The organism is Salinispora vitiensis, assembly GCF_000378825.1.
Lineage (GTDB): Bacteria > Actinomycetota > Actinomycetes > Mycobacteriales > Micromonosporaceae > Micromonospora > Micromonospora vitiensis.
This window is the reverse complement of record NZ_KB900388.1, coordinates 904,052-921,904: the sequence shown is the minus strand read 5'-3', so window position 1 is coordinate 921,904 and position 17,853 is coordinate 904,052. Positions and strand designations below refer to the sequence as shown.

General features: G+C 70.2%; 17 protein-coding genes. 7 read left to right on the top strand and 10 right to left on the bottom strand.

The features are described from left to right. On the bottom strand, positions 1-1,089 hold the full coding sequence (locus SALPAC2_RS0104200) for a M50 family metallopeptidase (protein WP_026184400.1): 1,089 nt from the start codon (positions 1,087-1,089) through the stop codon (positions 1-3). A 138-nt stretch (positions 1,090-1,227) separates the two neighbouring features. Here SALPAC2_RS0104200 and SALPAC2_RS0104195 point away from each other — a divergent pair, with 138 nt between their 5' ends. The 3 genes from SALPAC2_RS0104195 to SALPAC2_RS0104185 all read left to right on the top strand — a co-directional run bounded on the left by SALPAC2_RS0104195 (position 1,228) and on the right by SALPAC2_RS0104185 (position 5,809). Continuing rightward, a complete protein-coding gene (locus tag SALPAC2_RS0104195) occupies positions 1,228-2,139 on the top strand; it encodes a RecB family exonuclease (RefSeq protein WP_018215389.1) in 912 nt (303 codons plus the stop codon). A 353-nt stretch (positions 2,140-2,492) separates the two neighbouring features. Next, a complete protein-coding gene (locus tag SALPAC2_RS0104190) occupies positions 2,493-3,260 on the top strand; it encodes an ABC transporter ATP-binding protein (protein ID WP_018215388.1) in 768 nt (255 codons plus the stop codon). Beyond that, a complete protein-coding gene (locus SALPAC2_RS0104185; protein ID WP_018215387.1) occupies positions 3,260-5,809 on the top strand; it encodes an ABC transporter permease in 2,550 nt (849 codons plus the stop codon). The genes SALPAC2_RS0104190 and SALPAC2_RS0104185 overlap by 1 nt, the downstream gene beginning before the upstream one ends. Before the next feature lie 72 nt (positions 5,810-5,881). Here SALPAC2_RS0104185 and SALPAC2_RS0104180 read toward each other — a convergent pair whose 3' ends face one another. From SALPAC2_RS0104180 to SALPAC2_RS0104170, 3 genes are all read right to left on the bottom strand, one after another. After that, entirely contained in the window at positions 5,882-6,550 is a 669-nt protein-coding gene (locus SALPAC2_RS0104180; RefSeq protein WP_263404655.1) for an HAD family hydrolase, read from the bottom strand. A 138-nt stretch (positions 6,551-6,688) separates the two neighbouring features. Continuing rightward, positions 6,689-7,561, bottom strand: a complete 873-nt coding sequence (rfbA, locus tag SALPAC2_RS0104175) for a glucose-1-phosphate thymidylyltransferase RfbA (protein WP_018215385.1) — start codon at positions 7,559-7,561, stop codon at positions 6,689-6,691. 185 nt (positions 7,562-7,746) lie between these two features. Further along, entirely contained in the window at positions 7,747-8,202 is a 456-nt protein-coding gene (locus SALPAC2_RS0104170) for a helix-turn-helix transcriptional regulator (RefSeq protein ID WP_018215384.1), read from the bottom strand. 118 nt (positions 8,203-8,320) lie between these two features. Here SALPAC2_RS0104170 and SALPAC2_RS0104165 point away from each other — a divergent pair, with 118 nt between their 5' ends. After that, on the top strand, positions 8,321-8,644 hold the full coding sequence (locus SALPAC2_RS0104165) for an acyl carrier protein (RefSeq protein WP_018215383.1): 324 nt from the start codon (positions 8,321-8,323) through the stop codon (positions 8,642-8,644). An 18-nt stretch (positions 8,645-8,662) separates the two neighbouring features. Here SALPAC2_RS0104165 and SALPAC2_RS0104160 read toward each other — a convergent pair whose 3' ends face one another. The 6 genes from SALPAC2_RS0104160 to rfbB form a co-directional block, all read right to left on the bottom strand. Further along, positions 8,663-9,637, bottom strand: a complete 975-nt coding sequence (locus SALPAC2_RS0104160) for an LnmK family bifunctional acyltransferase/decarboxylase (protein WP_018215382.1) — start codon at positions 9,635-9,637, stop codon at positions 8,663-8,665. A 61-nt stretch (positions 9,638-9,698) separates the two neighbouring features. Then, complete coding sequence (locus SALPAC2_RS0104155; RefSeq protein WP_018215381.1) at positions 9,699-10,682, bottom strand: acyltransferase domain-containing protein; 984 nt, start codon at positions 10,680-10,682, stop codon at positions 9,699-9,701. Then, positions 10,664-10,909 carry an acyl carrier protein gene (locus tag SALPAC2_RS0104150; protein ID WP_018215380.1) on the bottom strand — a complete coding sequence of 82 codons (246 nt, stop codon included), beginning with the start codon at positions 10,907-10,909 and terminating at the stop codon, positions 10,664-10,666. Before SALPAC2_RS0104150 ends, SALPAC2_RS0104155 begins: the two co-directional genes overlap by 19 nt. Then, a complete protein-coding gene (locus SALPAC2_RS0104145; protein WP_018215379.1) occupies positions 10,875-12,203 on the bottom strand; it encodes a ketosynthase chain-length factor in 1,329 nt (442 codons plus the stop codon). Before SALPAC2_RS0104145 ends, SALPAC2_RS0104150 begins: the two co-directional genes overlap by 35 nt. Then, positions 12,200-13,471, bottom strand: a complete 1,272-nt coding sequence (locus tag SALPAC2_RS0104140) for a beta-ketoacyl-[acyl-carrier-protein] synthase family protein (protein ID WP_026184399.1) — start codon at positions 13,469-13,471, stop codon at positions 12,200-12,202. The genes SALPAC2_RS0104145 and SALPAC2_RS0104140 overlap by 4 nt, the downstream gene beginning before the upstream one ends. Continuing rightward, positions 13,468-14,484, bottom strand: coding sequence for a dTDP-glucose 4,6-dehydratase (rfbB, locus tag SALPAC2_RS0104135; protein ID WP_018215377.1), 1,017 nt, complete (start codon positions 14,482-14,484; stop codon positions 13,468-13,470). The genes SALPAC2_RS0104140 and rfbB overlap by 4 nt, the downstream gene beginning before the upstream one ends. A gap of 175 nt (positions 14,485-14,659) precedes the next feature. Here rfbB and SALPAC2_RS0104130 point away from each other — a divergent pair, with 175 nt between their 5' ends. The 3 genes from SALPAC2_RS0104130 (at position 14,660) to SALPAC2_RS0104120 (ending at position 17,777) form a co-directional block, all read left to right on the top strand. Further along, positions 14,660-15,871: a DegT/DnrJ/EryC1/StrS family aminotransferase gene (locus tag SALPAC2_RS0104130; RefSeq protein WP_018215376.1), complete on the top strand. Its 1,212-nt coding sequence runs from the start codon at positions 14,660-14,662 to the stop codon at positions 15,869-15,871. A 25-nt stretch (positions 15,872-15,896) separates the two neighbouring features. Then, on the top strand, positions 15,897-16,928 hold the full coding sequence (locus tag SALPAC2_RS0104125) for a glycosyltransferase (protein WP_026184398.1): 1,032 nt from the start codon (positions 15,897-15,899) through the stop codon (positions 16,926-16,928). A 114-nt stretch (positions 16,929-17,042) separates the two neighbouring features. Further along, on the top strand, positions 17,043-17,777 hold the full coding sequence (locus tag SALPAC2_RS0104120; RefSeq protein WP_018215374.1) for a YdcF family protein: 735 nt from the start codon (positions 17,043-17,045) through the stop codon (positions 17,775-17,777). Positions 17,778-17,853: the final 76 nt, after the last annotated feature.

Sequence of the window (17,853 nt, the reverse complement as noted above, 5' to 3'; positions counted from 1 at the left end):
TCATCTCCGGTGGGGTTCGAGCAGTTGAGCAAGATCCGCGAGGTACAGGATGCCGACGACATCTTCGCCTGAGGTCACCACGTACTGTGCGCCCGGGTGCTGTCGCACGGTCTCCATCACCTGCTCGCCATCGAGACCGACCGGCACTGTCGGCACCTCGGCCAACGGCCGAGCCACCTCGTCAACCGGCAACCAGGGCCGACGGTTGACCGGGACCGCGGCGGCGGCGGCCGGATCGACCAGGGCATGTGGGCAGCCTGCGGAGTCGGTGACCAGCAGCGCGGCCGGGCGGTCGGTTCCGGTGGCGCGACGCTGCGCCTCGGCGAGTGGAGTGCCGGTTGGAACGTCGCAAACCGGACGGGCCAGCCGGGGGAGATCGATCAGCGGGAGCCGGCGGGTGATCCGGGCCAACCGAATCGACTGCCCGGCACCGCGCCAGAGGGTGAACGCGACCAGCAACATCAGCGGCATCGCGAGCAGCACCAGCGGCGTCGAGGGACCGGTCAGGGCTAGCACGACGGCGGCCCCGCCCGTACCGACGGCGACAACCCGACCAACCCAGCCCGCCACCTCGGTGGCCCGATGCCGGTCCCGGGTGGCGGCCCAGACGGCGGCCCGCAGCGCGCGGCCGCCGTCGAGCGGCAACCCGGGCAACGCGTTGAACACCGCGACCACGACGTTGCTCACCGCCAGCTGGAAGGCGAGCTGATGACCCAGGGTGTGCTCGGGTAACGCCAGGGTGACGGCGACCGCCGCCGCACCGAGTACCGCGGAAACCGCCGGACCGGCGAGGGACACCAGCAGATCAACCCGGGGCGTCGGGGCATCGCGGTCCATCTCGGTGTAGCCACCGAGCAGTTCCAGGGTGATGCCCTTGACCCCGATCCCGAACCGGCGGGCGGTGAGGGCATGGCCGAGCTCGTGCAACAGCACCGACCCAAGCAGGGAGACGACGAAGCCGAGGCCGATCAGGTAGCCACTGGCCGGAGAGAGCGCGAGCTCCTGACGGGCGAACTCGGCGTACAGCACGGTAACGGCCAGGGTGAGCAGCAGCATCGACCACTCGAGGTGCAGCGGCACCCCGATCACCCGGCCGACGGTCACCCCGGCTGGCCGGTGCCGGACTCGCCTTCTGGACTCCACCGGCCCGATGCTACGCGGGAGCGGATCATGCCCTGCAGACGGCGCGGGTCAGGCTGTCACCCGGGTGCCCTACCCTTTGCGGTCATGACAGCGGATCCGGTGGCAGCCCAGCAGCTCTCGCCCACGGCGGAGGTGCCGGCCACGGTACGGGCTTCGCTGTCCCCCTCCCGGGCGGCCGACTTCAAGACCTGCCCGTTGCTCTACCGACTCCGCAGCATCGACCGGCTGCCCGAGCAGCCCAGCATGGAGCAGGCCCGGGGCACCCTGGTCCACGCCGTACTGGAACGCCTGTTCGATCTTTCCCCCGCGGACCGTACCCCGAGGGCGGCCAGCGACCTGGTGGCTCCGCAGTGGGAACGGCTGGTCACCGAGCAGCCGGAGCTGGCTGCCCTGTTCACCGACGACACCGAGGCCCGGTCGACGTTCCTGCGCTCGGCCGCGGGGCTGCTTCAGGGCTATTTCGCGGTGGAGGATCCACGCCGCCTGGAGCCGGCCGAGCGGGAGAGTCTGGTCTCCGCGGTGGTGGACGAGGAATTGCTGATCCGGGGCTACCTGGACCGGTTGGACGTGGCGCCGGACGGCGCGCTGCGGGTGGTCGACTACAAGACCGGCGGCGCACCGCGGGAGGCATTCGAGGCGCGGGCGCTGTTCCAGCTCAAGTTCTACGCCCTGGTGCTTTGGCGTACCCGCGGCGTGGTGCCGCGGGTACTGCGGCTGCTCTACCTCAAAGATGCGGAGGTCTGCGACTACACCCCGGACGCCGACGAATTGGTGCGATTCGAGCGCACGGTGGTGGCGCTGTGGCGGGCGATCGAGGCGGCCACCGCCGCCCAGGATTTCCGCCCGCGGCCAAGCCGACTCTGTGACTGGTGCAACCACCAGCGGTTGTGTCCGAGTTTCGGGGGCACGCCGCCGCCGTTCCCGGTCGGCCCGGACCCGGCCAACTCGCTCCGTGACTCGCGGCCCCGGCCGATCTCCCCCGGCGCCGACGAGTGAGTGGACACCGGTTGCCGGTGGTGGTGCCGACATACCGGTCGGGCTGATCCGGCCCCGGCGCTGACAGTCCGCCCCGCGCCGCGGGGTTGTCCCGCTCACCTACCGTGACCAACAGCGGGCATGACGGGTTGACCATCACTGGACCACACCATGCGGGGTCGAGCCGTCGGGACGCGGCTCGACCCCACGGGCGCTCAGGGACAACCCCGAATGTCGATCGGGGGTACCCGCAGCACAAAATCCGCCCCGGCTCCGCCAGAAGTCGGAGGGATCCGGGCAGAGGAACGCCCATGATGGGACTGCCGCGCCGACCGAGGGGGACGGCGTGGACCAAACGACGAGAGGGAGAAGACGTGACCGCGACGGTAGGCCGTCAGGCGCAGGCCGCGGCCCGCGCGAGCGAGGTGTGGAAGGTGTACGGCAGCGGGGAGGCACAGGTGATCGCGCTTCGCGGGGTCAGCTGTGAGTTCGAGCAGGGCCGGTTCACCGCGATCATGGGTCCATCCGGTTCGGGCAAGTCGACCTTGATGCACTGCCTCGCCGGGCTGGACTCCGTAACTCGAGGCACGGTCTCGATCGGCGAGACCACGGTCACCGGCCTGGGGGATGCCGGGCTGACCAAGCTGCGGCGCGATCAGGTCGGATTCATCTTCCAACAGTTCAACCTGCTGCCGACGTTGACCGCGAAGGAGAACATCCTGCTGCCGCTGTCGATCGCCGGGCGCAAGCCGGACCAGGCCTGGTTCGACACGGTGATCGAGACCGTCGGGCTGCGGGATCGGCTGGGTCACCGGCCGGCACAGCTCTCCGGTGGGCAGCAGCAGCGGGTGGCGTGCGCGCGAGCACTGGTCAGCCGCCCGCAGGTGATCTTCGCGGACGAGCCGACCGGCAACCTCGACTCCCGGGCCGGCGCGGAGGTGTTGAAGTTCCTCCGCAACTCGGTGCGGGAGCACGGGCAGACCATTGTCATGGTCACCCATGACCCGACCGCTGCCGCCTACGCCGACCGGGTGGTCTTCCTCGCCGACGGAGAGATCGTCTCCGAGCTGATCCAGCCGACGGCGGAGACGGTGCTGGACACGATGAAGAAGCTCGACACCCAGGTCGAGGTGGGCGACTGATGTTCCGGGCGACCCTCAAAAGCCTGCTGGCACGCAAGCTCCGGCTGCTCCTGTCCGGGTTGGCGGTGGTACTCGGCGTCATGTTCGTCTCGGGCGCGTTCGTGCTCACCGACACCCTCGGCCGTTCCTTCGACGCCGTCTTCGCCGACGCGTACGAAGGGGTAGACGTCAACGTCTCCGCGAAGCCGAGATTGGAGGTGGGTGACTTCGAGGGCGAGGCGGTGGCGGCGCCGGTGCCGGCTGAGACGGTGGAGCGGATCCGGGGCCTTGCCGGGGTGGCCGACGCCACCGGCATCGTGGCCGCCGACGGTGCGCGCCTGATCGGCAGCAACGGCAAGGTGGTCACCTCCTTCGGTCCGCCCCAAATCGGTGCGAACTGGGTGGGCGTGAGCGATCTCGTGCAGCTGCGGGAGGGCCGGGAGCCGCAGGCAGCTGACGAGATCCTGGTCAACGCCGCCCTGGCCAAAGCCGGCCGGGTCGCCGTCGGCGACCGGGTGGGCGTGCTCACGCTCGAGCCGAAGCAGGAGTTCACCATCGTTGGCGTCTTCGGCTACAGCGGAGGCCGCGACTCCATCGGCGGCGTCAACGAGATCATGTTCACCACTCCGGTGGCGCAGCAGTTGATGCTCGGCCAGGGTGACGCCTTTACGAACGTCACGGTCACCGCCGCGGACGGCGTAACCAACGATCGACTGCGCGACGACATCGCCGCCGCGCTCGGGGCCGACTTCGAGGTGAAGACCGGTGCCGAGCTCTCCGCCGACGCCGCGGCGACGCTGAAAGAGGGCTTGTCCTTCTTCAACCGAATCCTGCTCGGCTTCGCCGCGGTGGCACTACTGGTGGGCACGTTTCTGATCATCAACACGTTTTCGATCATCGTGGCGCAGCGCACCCGCGAGTTGGCGCTGATGCGCGCCGTCGGGGCGGGCCGCCGCCAGATCATCGGCTCGGTGATCCTGGAATCGGTGGCGGTCGGCCTACTCGCCTCCGTACTCGGCCTCGGCGCTGGCGTCGGCATCGGCGCGCTGTTGGCGTACCTGTTCGGCAACCTCTCCGGCGGGCTGGACCTGGCGGGGATCGCCGTTCCCCCGGCAGCGGTTATCGGGGCGTTCGGCGTCGGCCTGATCATCACGGTGGTGGCGGCGCTGCTCCCCGCGCTGCGGGCGTCCCGGATCCCCCCGATCGCGGCGATGCAGGATGTCGCGACGCCGGACCGGCCGCTGACCAAGATCACGGTGGCCGGCGCGGCGGTGACCTCGACCGGCGCCACGCTGCTCTTCCTGGGCCTTGGCGGGCACGCCGGCGACAACGCCCTGATCACCATCCTCGGCGGCGTGCTCTTCGCCTTCATCGGGGTGGCGCTCCTGACCCCGATGATCAGCCGGCCGGTGGTCGGTCTACTCGGCGGTATCTTCTCCTGGTGGATGCCGGGCAAGCTGGGCCGGCTCAACTCCGGACGTAACCCGCGCCGCACGGCGATCACGGCGGCCGCGCTGATGGTCGGCATCGCCCTGGTCACCGGGGTCACCGTCATCCTGGATTCCGCCAAGAGCAGCATCAGCGGCCTGGTCCAGGAGAAGATCAATGCCGAGTTGGTGATCGCCGGCGCGCAGACCGGACCCCGACCGTCGACCTTCGACCCGGCGGTGCTGGAGCAGACCGCGGCCCTCCCCGAGGTGGCGCTGGTCGGCGGAGCATACGGCGATCTGGCCCAGGTTGGCGACGAGCGCACCTGGGTGGGCGCCAACACCAACGTGTCGATGCTGACGCAGATCTTCGGCGCACGCGCCACCGCCGGAGACATCAGTCGACTCGGGCCGGATCAGATGCTGATCAGCTCGGATGTGGCGGCCTCGCGCGGACTCTCCGTCGGCTCCACCGTGCCGGTGCAGTTGGCCCGCGCCGAGGCGAAGACCTACACCGTCAGCGGGATCTACGAAGCCGCTGAGTTCCTCGATCCGATCACTTTGCCGGCCACCGCGGCGCAGGGATTCACCATTCCCCAGCCGATGATGGGCTTCATCCAGCTCACGCCCGGCGCCCAGGCCGCTGACGTGCTGCCGCAGGTGGAGACGCTTCTGGCGGACAGCCCGGAGGTGTCGGTGGCCGACCAGGGCGCGTTCGTCGAGCAGCAGACCGAACCGCTCGACGGCCTGTTGCGAATGATCCAGATCCTGCTGATGTTGGCCATCGTGATCGCGGTGCTCGGCATCATCAACACCCTGGCCCTGTCGGTGCTCGAACGGACCCGGGAGCTCGGGCTACTCCGCGCGGTCGGCCTCGGCCGGGCGCAGACCATGGGCATGATCACGGTGGAGGCGGTGGTGATCTCGGTGTTCGGTGCGCTGCTCGGTATCGCCGTCGGCTCCGGCCTCGGCGCGGCCGTCGTCGAGGCGTTGCGCGACGAGGGCATCACCGACCTGGTGTTGCCCTGGGCGGACATGGGGGCGATGGTCGGCCTCGGCGCGCTCGTCGGCGTCCTCGCCGCGGTGATTCCCGCGGTCCGCGCCGCGCGCATCGATGTCCTGGGCGCTATCGCCCACGACTGAGCCAGCCCGGAAGGGCCCCGAACACCGGGGCCCTTCCGCACGCGGAGGGAACGTCGCCGGAGCGGCCGCGCGCTACCGAGCGCCGGATGCGGCGTCCGGCGCTCGGTCCCCGAGCAGCGCCGCCAGGAGCTCCAGGTCGGCCGCGGCCAGGCTCGCCAGTTGGTGGACGTCGGCGCAGGGCTCCACCGGCACCTCCGCCGGTACCGCGAGGACCGCCGCACCCGCGGCGAGGGCACTCGCCACCCCGGTCGGAGAGTCCTCGATCGCCACGCAGCGGCCGATCGGCACGCCGAGCAGCCGGGCCGCGGTCAGGTACGGCATCGGGTGCGGTTTGGCCGCATCCACCTCGTCCCCGCACACCACCGCGTCGAAGCTGTCCCGCCCCAGAGTGTCGAGGGCGACCTCCACCAACGCCCGAGCGCTGGAGGTGACCAGGGCCGTCGGGATCCGCGCGGCACGGACGGCGCGCAGCAGGGTCAGCGCGCCCGGCCGCCACTGCAGCCCGTCGCGGAACAGCTCCAGGATCCGTGCGTTGATCCACGCGGCGCTGGCCTGCAGGTCGCGTTCCGGCTGGTCCAGATCCGCGTGGAGGAGTTGCATCGAGGCCGCCATGCTCGTTCCGATCATGGCCCGGCGGGTGGTCTCGGAGAGCACGCCGCCGTAGGTGACCGCTAGCTCCTGCAGCGCGATGTCCCACAGTTTCTCGCTGTCCACCAGTGTGCCGTCCATGTCGAAAAGGATGGCGGCGGGATGTTGGGCGCTCAGGGTGGGCCTCCTCCGGGTTGGCAACACCACCGATGCTGCCAGCCCGCTGCCCCAGCCCCAACACCGATTCCGCGGACCGGTGACATTTCGCCGCTAGCCGGGAGCAGCGAAAGTTCAGCGTGCCTCCGCCGCCACGTTCAGGACGTACCGGCCGTAGTCGGTGTGCGCCAACTCGGCACCGAGAGCGTGACAGGCCTCGGCGTCGATGAAACCCATCCGCAGGGCCACCTCCTCGAGGCAGGCGATATGGATGCCCTGCCGCTGCTCCAGCGTCTGCAGGTAGTGACTGGCCTGAAGTAGCGAGTCATAGGTACCGGCGTCCAGCCAGGCCAGCCCACGGCCCAGATCGACCAGTCTCGCCTTACCCCGCTCCAGGTAGACCTGGTTGACTCGGGTGATCTCGACCTCGTTACGCGCCGACGGACGAACATTTTTGGCGATATCCACCACGTCGTTGTCGTAGAAGTACAACCCGGTGATCGCCCGATTCGACCGGGGCGCACGTGGCTTCTCCTCGATGGAAATGAGCCGACCCGTCGCGTCGGTCTCCCCCACCCCGTACCGCTGCGGATCGGTGACCGGGTAACCGAACAGCACACACCCGTCGATGTCCCGGCTCTCCGCCTGAAGCCGCTCCGAGAACCGGTAGCCGTGGAAAATGTTGTCGCCCAGAATGAGGGCGACCGGGTCGGGTCCGACGTGCTCCGCACCGATGATGAAGGCGTCGGCTAGGCCCCGCGGAACCGGCTGGGCGGCGTACGAGATCGACAGGCCGAACCGGGAGCCGTCGCCGAGGAGCCGCTCGAACAGCGGTAGGTCCCGGGGCGTGGAAATGAGCAGGATGTCCCGGATCCCGGTGAGCATGAGCACCGAGAGGGGGTAGTAGATCATCGGCTTGTTGTAGACCGGCAGGAGCTGTTTCGACAGCGCCAGGGTCACCGGGTGCAGCCGCGTCCCCGAGCCGCCGGCCAGGACGATGCCCTTCACCTGAGTCCTCCTCACCGCGGGATGTCTCCGTGCCGTCCCGCCGGGCAGTGCCGCGGGCGGGCGCCGCCACCCCTCGACTTGAGGCTGGACACACCCAGGACTTCCAGCCGACCGGTGGCTACCCGGCCGAAGTCTGGCCGGCGGTGCTCCGGCAGCGCTCAAGCCGGGCTCGGGTCGTCCCGGTTTCAGGCCGGCTGCCGCTCCCCCGCCGGTCGGCTCCGCACCGGCCGAGTCACCTGCTTCGACACACACGACGGCATCCCCGCCGTCGCCTCCGACGCCATCCGTCGGTACGTGCTGGGGGGCACGCCCACCAGTTCGGTGAACCGCGTGCTGAACGTCCCCAGCGAGGAGGAGCCGACCGCGAAGCAGACCTCCGTCACGGTCATGTCGCCGCGTCGCAGCAGCGCCATCGCCCGCTCCACCCGCCGGGTCAGCAGGTACGCGTACGGCGACTCCCCGTAGGCGAGGCGGAACTCACGGCTGAGATGCCCGGCGGACATGTTCACCCCGCGGGCTAACGCCTGCACGTCCAGCGGCTGCGCGTACTCCCGGTCGATGCGGTCCCGAACCTGCCGCAGTCGCGCGAGATGGCGCAGGCGGGATCGGACCTCGTCCGGGTTCGGCTGCTGAGCACGCACGCACGTATTCTGCAAAGACTCCCCGGCCCCCGTCCAGCCGTTCGCCGCCGACTCGCCGGAACGAGGTTCGATTCGCCCTCGAGCGCACCCGGAGGTCGGGGCCACAGGATCGAACACGATGCGATCCAACATTGGTCCGGATGCGGCACCGGGTGCCGGCAGCCGCATCGACCGCAGGGCGAAGGAGTCGTTCGTGCCGCCGATCACGTTGCGGGAGCTCGAGCTCCTCATGCGCCAGTACGTCTGGGACGGGGACTGGCAGTCGTTCGAGCACGCCCCAGAACAGCCCTTTGACGAGTTGGGCTACGACTCGCTGGCGCTGTTGGAGACGCACAGCCGGATCAAACGCGACTACGGCGTCCTGATCTCCGAGGACGACCTGGAACGCGTCCACACCCCCCGGGCACTGGTCGACTTCATCAATGACCACCTCGGGTCGTAGCGGCGGATCATCCCGCCGTCAGTCCGCTGGCGGGATGATCCGCTGACGCGCCACGGCGAGCAGGCTGCCGTCCTGGCGGCGACGGAGGCTCACATCGACCACCTCCTCCCCCGCAAGAGCTCGGTACATCATGACGTCGACATCGAGCACGTCGTCGGCGTTGGCGTTGGCCACCAGACAGACCTGCCGGTCCAGAACCCGCCGGCGCAGGAAGCCCGCCACCGACCGGCCGAGCGAGCGCCACAGCTGCAGGACGGCCCAATCCACGATCGAGAAGTACGACGCGAAGTACAGGAGGCCGACACCGTTCAGATCGCGGCTGGCGCTTACCTGATAGGTCAGCGCCACACGTGCCTGCGGCGGTGGCTCCCCCACCGACCGGAACCCGGCGGCCCGACGGACGATCGACACGATTCGCCGCGGTGTGTACTCGTCGGCGATCTGCTCCAGGTGATCCACCCGGAAGCCGGCCGGCGTGGCCCGCCGCAACCCGTGGTTAGTTCCCGCACCGGAGCGCTGAATCCACCGGTTGAACGTCTCGACATGCAGGCAGCCGGGCCGGTCGTAGTTGAAGAAGTCGTCCGTCCCGGCGGCGTCCCCGCTCCGGGCCGTGCCGGATTCCCCCTCGTAACGGCTGATCTGATGCACGGTCAGTACCGAATCACCGCCGCAGGAGAAGACCTTGGAACGTACCCGCAGTCGATCACCGAAGGTCAACTGCTCTACGGAAAGTTCCCGGCAGGCCTGAATTCGGAAGTACGCGAAGGAGAGATAGACCGGGTTACCGTCCGGATCCACCGCGGAGTAGGGGTCAAGGTGGCAGGCGGCGCCCACCGCGTCCCACGTCCAGTCCCCGAGCTGCCCGACGAAGAGCGAGTTGGGGCCGCACATCGCCGGGGTGATCAACTCGACGCGTCCCCACCAGTCGCCCGGGCCGCGAACCAGCGCCGGGCGACCGACCTGGGTGAACGGGGCCGGTTGGTAGGTCACCATCTCGCCTCCACAATTCTGGAGGGAGTGTCCCTCCGTGGCTGGTGTTCGGAGAAAGCCGGGGTCAGGGCGGAGAAAGCCCGAGGCGGGCAGCGGCGGCGGCGAGCTGCTCGGCCTCCCGGTACGGGCCCGCCGGCGGGCCGAGCAGCGCAAGCACCTCGCTGTGCCCGGAGCGAACCTGCGGCAGCCGCCGCGCGAGTGTCGCCAGGCCGTTGCCCGGGCCACACTCGACCAGCAGCTGCGGCCCGGCGTCCGCCAGGGTCGTCAGGGCCGGCCAGAACAGCACCGGGTCCACCGGATGACGCGCCCAGTACCCGGGATCCCGCGCCTCGGCGTCGGTCAGGTAGCCGGCGGTGTACCCGGAAACCAGGGGTATCTGTGGCGGCCTGGCCGGCAGGCTGGCCAGCAACGGGCCGGCTGCGACGGCCACCGGACGGAGCAGCTCGCTGTGGAACGGCACCGTTGACGGCACCGGCGCCCAGGTGTAACCCGCACGGCGGAGCGCGTCCAAGGTGGTCCGCAGTGGCTCGGCCGCACCCGCGATCACGGTCTGTCGGGGCGCGTTGACCGCACCGATGTCGACCCCCGGCCGGAGATGGGGCTGCACCTGGTCCCGGGACGCGGCGACGGCGGCCATCCCGCCCGCCGGCACCGTGGCGAACCGGCCAACCCGATGCCGCACGATCCGGACCGCGCTGGCCGGGTCGAAGATCCCGGCCAGGGTCGCCGCGGCCAGTTCCCCGATGCTGTGCCCGAGTAGAACTGCCGGCCGCAGTCCCCAGTCCAGCAGGAGCCGGCCCAGCGCATAGTCGATCGCGAAAAGCAGCGGCTGGGAGCGATCGGCATGATCGATCGGCACCCGGGGTGAAGCGGCGAGCCAGTCCGAGCGGAGCTCGTCTCCGGCCGCCCCCATCAGCAGGAACAGCTCGTCCATCACCCCCGCGAATGCCGGTACGTCGCGGTACAGCCCGGTACCCATCCCCTGGTACTGGGCGCTCTGGCCCGGCATCAGCAGGGCCACCGGGCCGGTCAGGCGGCCGACAGCCATCGGTTCACGAGGTCAACCAGCTGCTGCGGCGTCTCCGCCGCGCTCACCGCCTGCTCGGAGAGGTCAACGCCGTACTCGCGCCGGATCACGCTCTGGGTCTCCAGGAGCGCGAGGGAGTCGTAGCCGAGGTCAGCGAAGGCCCGTTCGGGGGCCTGCTGGAACGATTCCGTGGACTCGTCGTCCCCCGCGCACCTATGCATGATCTCCTCCAGGGCCGACAGTGTCATCTGCTGCATGCCGTTTCCCTCCTGATCGGGTGGGTATTTCGCGGCCGGTGACTCCGGCTGCTCCGGTGCGGCCGGGGGCCGCGGTGCCAGGCCGGAGCACCATGGCGGAGTTGAAGCCGCCCCGGCCCCGGGCCAGCACCAACGCAGGTCCCGGCTGCCATGGCCGGGGCACACCGGTGACGAGATCCAGCCGCGCTCCCGGCGCCACCGTTCGCACATTGACCGTCGGCGGGATGAGCCCATCTCGCATCGCCAGCAGCGCACCCGCGAGGTCGACCGGGGCGCCGCCGGAGCTCATCCGTCCAGTCATGGTCTTCGGGACCGTGACCGGCACCCCCTGCGGACCGAAGACAGCCGCGATGGTCTCGGCCTCGGCACGGTCGTCGGCCGGCCAACCGGAGCCGTCCGCGAAGACCACCCCGACCTCCCGGGCAGTCACCCCCGCATCGGCGAGAGCGGCCTCCACCGCACGGCCCAGACCCCGCTCACCGCCGTACCGGGCCGCGGCGTCGAACGTCGCGGCGTACCCGGCGATCTCCCCGTAGATCCGGGTACCGCGACGGCGGGCCGCGGCGGCCTCCTCGACCACCAGGACCGCACCCCCCTCACCGGGGACCTGACCCCGGGCACGGCGGTCGAAGGGAAGATAGGCGGTACGCGGATCCTCGTCGGTGCTCAGCGTCCCGTCGCTGATCCGGGCGACCCACCCGTATGGGCAGAACGAGCTGTCGAAGCCGCCGGAGAGCATCAGCCGTGCCCCCTTGCGGATGTTGCGCCGGGCCTGCGCCACCGCGTCGAGCCCGCCGGCCTGGTCACCGACGACGACGCCGGCCGGGCCACGCATGGCGTGCCGGATGGACAGCTGCCCAGTGTTGACGGCGTAGAACCAGGCAAACGACATGTAGACACTGACGCGCTCCGGGCCGGAACGCCAGAGGTTCTCCAACTCCCGCTGGCCGTACTCGAAGCCGCCGAACGCACCGGCCATCGTCACCCCGGTCTCGCCCGGGTCGTAGGTGCCCGGCTCCACCCCGGCGTCGGCCAACGCCCAGGCCGACGCCGTGAGGGCGAGCTGGGTCATCCGGTCGGTCTGCGGTAGCAGCCGGTGGGGCAGGTGCTCAGCCGGGTCAAAGTCGTCGATCTCGCCACCCAGTCGAGCCGGATAGCCCCGTGCGTCAAAGCGGCGGACGGGGCCGATGCCGGATTCGCCGCGGAGCGTCGCGGCCCAGAAGTTCTCGGTCCCGGCGCCGTTCGGCGCCGCGACGCCGATGCCGGTGATCACCGCGGTGGTCATGCCGGGCCCGTGCCCAACCGGGTGAGGACGATCGCGCTCTGAAAACCGCCGAAGCCGCTGCCGACGCTCAACACCGTGTCGAGCCGCTGCTCCCGGGCGTGTAGCGGGACGTAGTCCAGGTCGAGCTCCGGATCCGGCTCGCGCAGGTTCGCGGTGGGTGGGACAACACCCTGGTCGACGGCGAGGGTGCAGGCGGCGATCTCGATCGAGCCGATGGCACCGAGCGAATGACCGATCATCGACTTGATCGAGCTGACCGGGGTCCGGTACGCGTGCGGACCGAGCGCCCGTTTCAGCGCGGCCGTCTCATGTCGATCGTTTTGTTTGGTCGCTGTGCCGTGGGCGTTGACGTAGTCAACGGACTGGGGCGAGCGCCGGCTCTCGGCCAGGGCGGCGGTGATGGCGGCGGCCATCTCGGCGCCGTCGGGCCGCAGGCCGGTCATGTGGTAGGCGTTACTCCGTGAGGCGAAGCCGGCGATCTCGGCATAGATCCGGGCGCCGCGGGCCCGCGCGTGCTCCTCGGTCTCCAGCACCAGCGTGGCGGCGCCCTCGCCGAGGACGAAGCCGTTCCGGGTGCGGTCAAAGGGCCGCAACGCGTGTGCGGCATCGTCGTTGCTCGGCGAGGTAGCCCGGATGGCGTCGAAACAGGCGACCGTGATCGGCGAGATCGGCGCGTCGGTACCGCCGGTGACCATCACGTCGGCAGCGCCCTCCCGGAGCAGATCGGCCGCGTGGCCGACCGCGTCCAGGCCGGAGGTGCATCCCGCCGAGACCACGGTTGCCGGCCCCTGGGCGTTGCACTCCGCGGCGATTTCCGCCGCCATCGAGCCGGGCATGAAGTAGTCGTAGAGGTGTGGGCTGGCATACCGGTGGTCCAGGACCCAGTCCCGACCGGTGTCGCTGAGGGCGAGATACTCGGACTCCAGGTTGCAGGTGGCGCCGACGGCGGTGCCGAGACTCACCCCGACCCGGGTGGGATCGAACCGGTCCGGCTCCAGGCCACTGTCGGCGATCGCCTCCCTCGTCGCGACCAGGGCGAACTGGGCGGCTCGGTCCAGTCGGCGACGCTCTCGGTGGGACAGATCCGCCTGCGCCGGCTCGAAGTCCACCTCGGCGGCGATCCGCGACCGGAACGCGGCAGCGTCGAAAGCGGTGATCGGCCGGGTCGCGGTCCGGCCGGCGGTGATTAGGTGCCAGAACGCCTTCGTACCCACCCCACCCGGCGCCACTACGCCGAGGCCCGTGATCACCACCCTTGGTGCGCTCACCGGGGCACCGCCATGCTCGAGCCGGCACTCTCCCGGTCTGGTCGTGTGCCGCGGGCATGCTCCGCCCACCAGTCGCGGTTGTCGCGGTACCAGTTCACGACCGCGGCCAGGCCCGATTCGAACGACACCTGCGGGGCATAGCCGAGTTCGTGCCGGGCCTTGCCGTCGTCGAGGCGGTAGCGCCGGTCGTGTCCCAACCGGTCGGCGACGAACCGGACCGCGTCCCAGCTGGCCCCGCAGAGTTCCACGAGGAGTGCGGTGAGCTCTCGGTTGGTCAGCTCGACTCCACCACTGAGGTGGTAGATCTCACCCGGGCGCCCCTGCTCCAACGCCAGCTGCACCCCGCGGCAGTGGTCCGCGACGTGCAGCCACTCCCGGACATTCTGGCCATCTCCGTAGAGCGGCACCGGCTGGCCGGTCAGCAGGTTAGTGACGAACCGCGGGATCACCTTCTCGACGTGCTGGTACGGCCCATAGTTATTGGTGCAGCGAGTGATCACCACCGGCAACCCGTGGGAGCGGTGATAGGCACGGGCGAGCAGATCGGCCGCGGCCTTCGAGGCGGCGTACGGGGAGTTCGGCCGGAGCGGATGCTCCTCCGTCCAGGCGCCTTCCGCGATGGTGCCGTAGACCTCGTCCGTCGAGACCTGCACGATCCGTTCGATGCCGAGACGCAGGCAGCACTCCAACAGGGTCTGGGTACCCAGCACGTTGGTCGTCAGGAACGGCGACGCGTCCTGTAGTGACCGGTCCACGTGGCTTTCGGCCGCGAAGTGGACGACCGCGTCCTGCCCCGGCAGCAGGTCAAGAAGGAGTTCCCGGTTACCGATGTCGCCCCGGACGAAGGTCAGCCGACGGTCGGCAGCCGGCAGGTTCGCCCGGCGCCCCGCGTACGTGAGGAGGTCCAGGACGGTGATCTCCGCGTCCTCGTACCCCGGATAGACGCCGTCGAGGAGGTTGCGTACGTACTGCGAGCCGACGAAGCCGGCTCCCCCGGTCACGAGGATTCTCATGTCTGCGAGCCTCGCCGGAGACGGCCGACCCCGGGTGGAGCTCCACTGGAACGGCGGTGGAGCGGGTCCACCACACCGCCCGCCTCCGCACGCCACCAGCCGGGCTCCACCGGGGTACGAGCACGGTGCGCGACGGTGCTCGTCCGACAGGTCGTACGGCTTTGGAGGCCCGCGCGTGAAAGACACGGTCGCTGATCTCGCCATTCTCGGCGGGACTCCGACGTTCCCGCAGATGCTGCAGGTGGGAACGCCCAGCGTGGGAGAGCGGTCGCGGTTGTTCGAGCGGCTGCACACCGCGTTGGACAACAAGTGGCTCACCAATGGCGCCCTGGTCCGGGAGTTCGAGGAACGCATCGCGGCGCTGGCGGGCGTACGGCACTGCGTGGCGACCTGCAGCGGCACCATGGCGCTGCAACTGCTCTACCGCGCCACCGGGCTCACCGGCGAGGTGATCATGCCCGCGATGACCTATGTGGCCACCGCACATGCCGCCTCGATGCTGGGGCTGACGCCGGTCTTCGCCGACATCGATCCGGAGACCGGATGCCTCGACCCGCAGCGGGTGGAGACGGTGCTAACCCCACGCACCTCAGGCATCGTCGGGGTTCATCTCTGGGGACGGCCCAGCCCGGCGGGTGAGCTGGAGAAGGTAGCTGCCGCGCACGGCCTCACGCTCGTCTTCGACGCGGCGCACGCACTGGCGTGCAGCCACCAGGGCCGCCGGATCGGTGGTTTCGGTAGCGCGGAGATGTTCAGTTTCCACGCCACCAAGGTGGTCAACTGCTTCGAGGGCGGTGCGGTGGCAACCAACGACGACGCTCTCGCCGGGGAGCTTCGCGCGCTGCGTACCTTCGGGATCACCGCCGACGGCCGTAGCGTGGGGGTCGGCACCAACGCCAAGATGACCGAGGCATCCGCGGCGATGGGACTGACCTCGCTGGACGCGATGGCCACCACGGTGCGCCACAATCGGGCCAACCACGCGCGCTACCGTGCTGCGCTGCGCGGACTGGGCGGCCTGACTGTCGTCGACTTCGACGAGGCCCAGGAACCCAACTGGCAGTACGTCATCCTCAGGATCGACGAAGCGGTGACCGGCATCCATCGCGACCTGGTGATGCGGATTCTCCGAGCGGAGAATGCGGGCGCGCAGCGCTATTTCTCCCCGGGCTGTCACCAGCTGGAGCCCTATCGGTCCCAGCGGCCGGTCTCCCTGCCGCACACCGAACGCCTCGCGGAGCAGGTCCTCGCCCTGCCGACCGGCCCGGCGGTCGGCGCGGCGGACATCGACCGAATCTGCAGCATCGTGCGCTGCGCGATCTCCCACGGACCGGAGCTCACCAACCGGCTCCGCCCGAGCCCCACCCGCCCTTTCGCCACCTCCTAGAAAGCACCTCAAATCGATGAAGTTCATGTTCACCGTCGGGGGTAGCCAGTCCACCGTGTTCTGCATCGCCCCACTGGCGACCGCGGCCCGGAACGCCGGCCACGAGATCCTGCTGACCGCCGACGAACCGCTACTGGAGACCGCGGCGGCGATCGGGTTGCCGGCGGTCCCGACGCCCCATCCGGGTAAGCCCGCGGCCCGGTTGCGGGCCCTGCTGGAGTTGGCGGGGCAGTGGCCGCCCGATGTGGTGGTCGGTGGCCTGTCATACGTCCCCGGCCTCGTCGCCGTGGAGACCCGGGCGCTGTACGTGCGCCACTACTGGGACATCGTGCCGCTGCGGCCAGAGCCGGGAATCATCCCCGACCTGGAGCGGCTGGGCCTGAGCGGGCCACCGGCGGCCGACCTGTTCATCGACGTCTGCCCGCCGGGCCTCCGGCCGTCGCCTACCCCCGGCGCCCGGCCGATGCGCTGGATTCCGAAGAACCGGCAGGGTTGCCTGCAGCCATGGATGTACACCCGGCCCGCCGACCGCCCGCGGGTGCTGGTTACCGCAGGTACGCGCAACCTCTTCCTGCATGCGCGCAGCAGCGTTATCCGACATCTGGTGGACCAGCTCCTCGCGGCCGGCGCCGAGGTGGTGATCGCGGCTCCGGAGCGCGCCGCCGCGGAGTTCGGCGGGCAGTTCCGCGATGTCCGGGTCGGCTGGGTACCGTTGGATGTCGTCGCCCCCACCTGTGATCTGGCGGTACACCACGGCGGGGCGGCCACCACGATGACGGTGCTGAACGCCGGCGCACCGCAGCTGGTCGTCCCCGACAACGACTACTCCCGGTCCGTCGCGAAGGCCCTCACCGACGTCGGCGCGGGCCTGACCGCCGCCCCGGTGCCCCCGGACGGTGACCGGGCGGCGGTCGAGGCGATCGCCGCGGGTTGCCGGCGAATCCTCGCCGACCCCCGGTTCACCGAACGCGCGCGGTTCCTGGCCGCCGGGGTCGCCGACCTTCCCCCGCCCGCCGAGGTCGTGCACACGGTCGAGAAGCTGGTCGCCAGCCGATAGCCGGGGCCGGGCCTTGGCGGGGAGCCTTGGCCCCGGCCGTCCGCCGCCCCGACCAGGGATCGACGCTGGCTATCCTGAACCACACCAGCAGGCCCACACCGGAGGAGCTCCGTATTGACCACGAAGGTGGGCGTCCTGCTGCACAGTCGTCACCTCGAGACGGAGGCGTGGGAGGACCTGGTCCTTGGTCGCCCCCGGGACGACAGGTTGGGCGACGCGGCCACGCTGGCGCGGGAAGTCCTGACCCTAAGCCGTGATCACGCGCTCAGCTGTGTCGTCATCGGCAGCGGCCTGTCCCAGCGCGACGGCATCAGCGAGGGCGCGTACACGAAACGATTCTTCCTGGCGAACCTCGCCCGGCTCGAGGAGTTTCCCCGGCTACGCCCGCTCCTGGCCCAGCTGTCCGGCCCGCAACGGGCCGCCTTCCAGCAGGCGGTGCGGGACATCATCATCATGCCGCGGGCCGGCAACACGGTCTCCGAGTTGGAGACCGCGGCCGGTATCTTCGCCGCGCACGGCGTGCACCGGGTGCTGCAGATCACTGCCGCCAGTCATGCTCCCCGCTGCCTCCGGGAGCAGACCGTCGCCCGGGCGTACGGTCTGATCGCGCCCGAACAGCAGTGGTACACGGTCGCCACCGACATGGCCTACTGCGGCACCCGCCCTGAGGATGTCTGCGTCATCGAGCCGCTCCACCGACGCGACCAACCGATGACCTTCGTACGGCCCGGGCTCTCCGAGGTCATCGCGCCGTACTTCTTCCTTCCGGACACCGACAAGAAGGCGTTCGTGGCGATGGTCGCGGAGTTCATGGCCGCCCGCGGCAGCACCGCCCAACCGCCGCGGTAGTCCCACCTAGGCCTGGGGTAGATGCGGGAAAACCTCCCCGAGCACCGCACCAGGTGCACGGCCCGTCAGCCGGTGC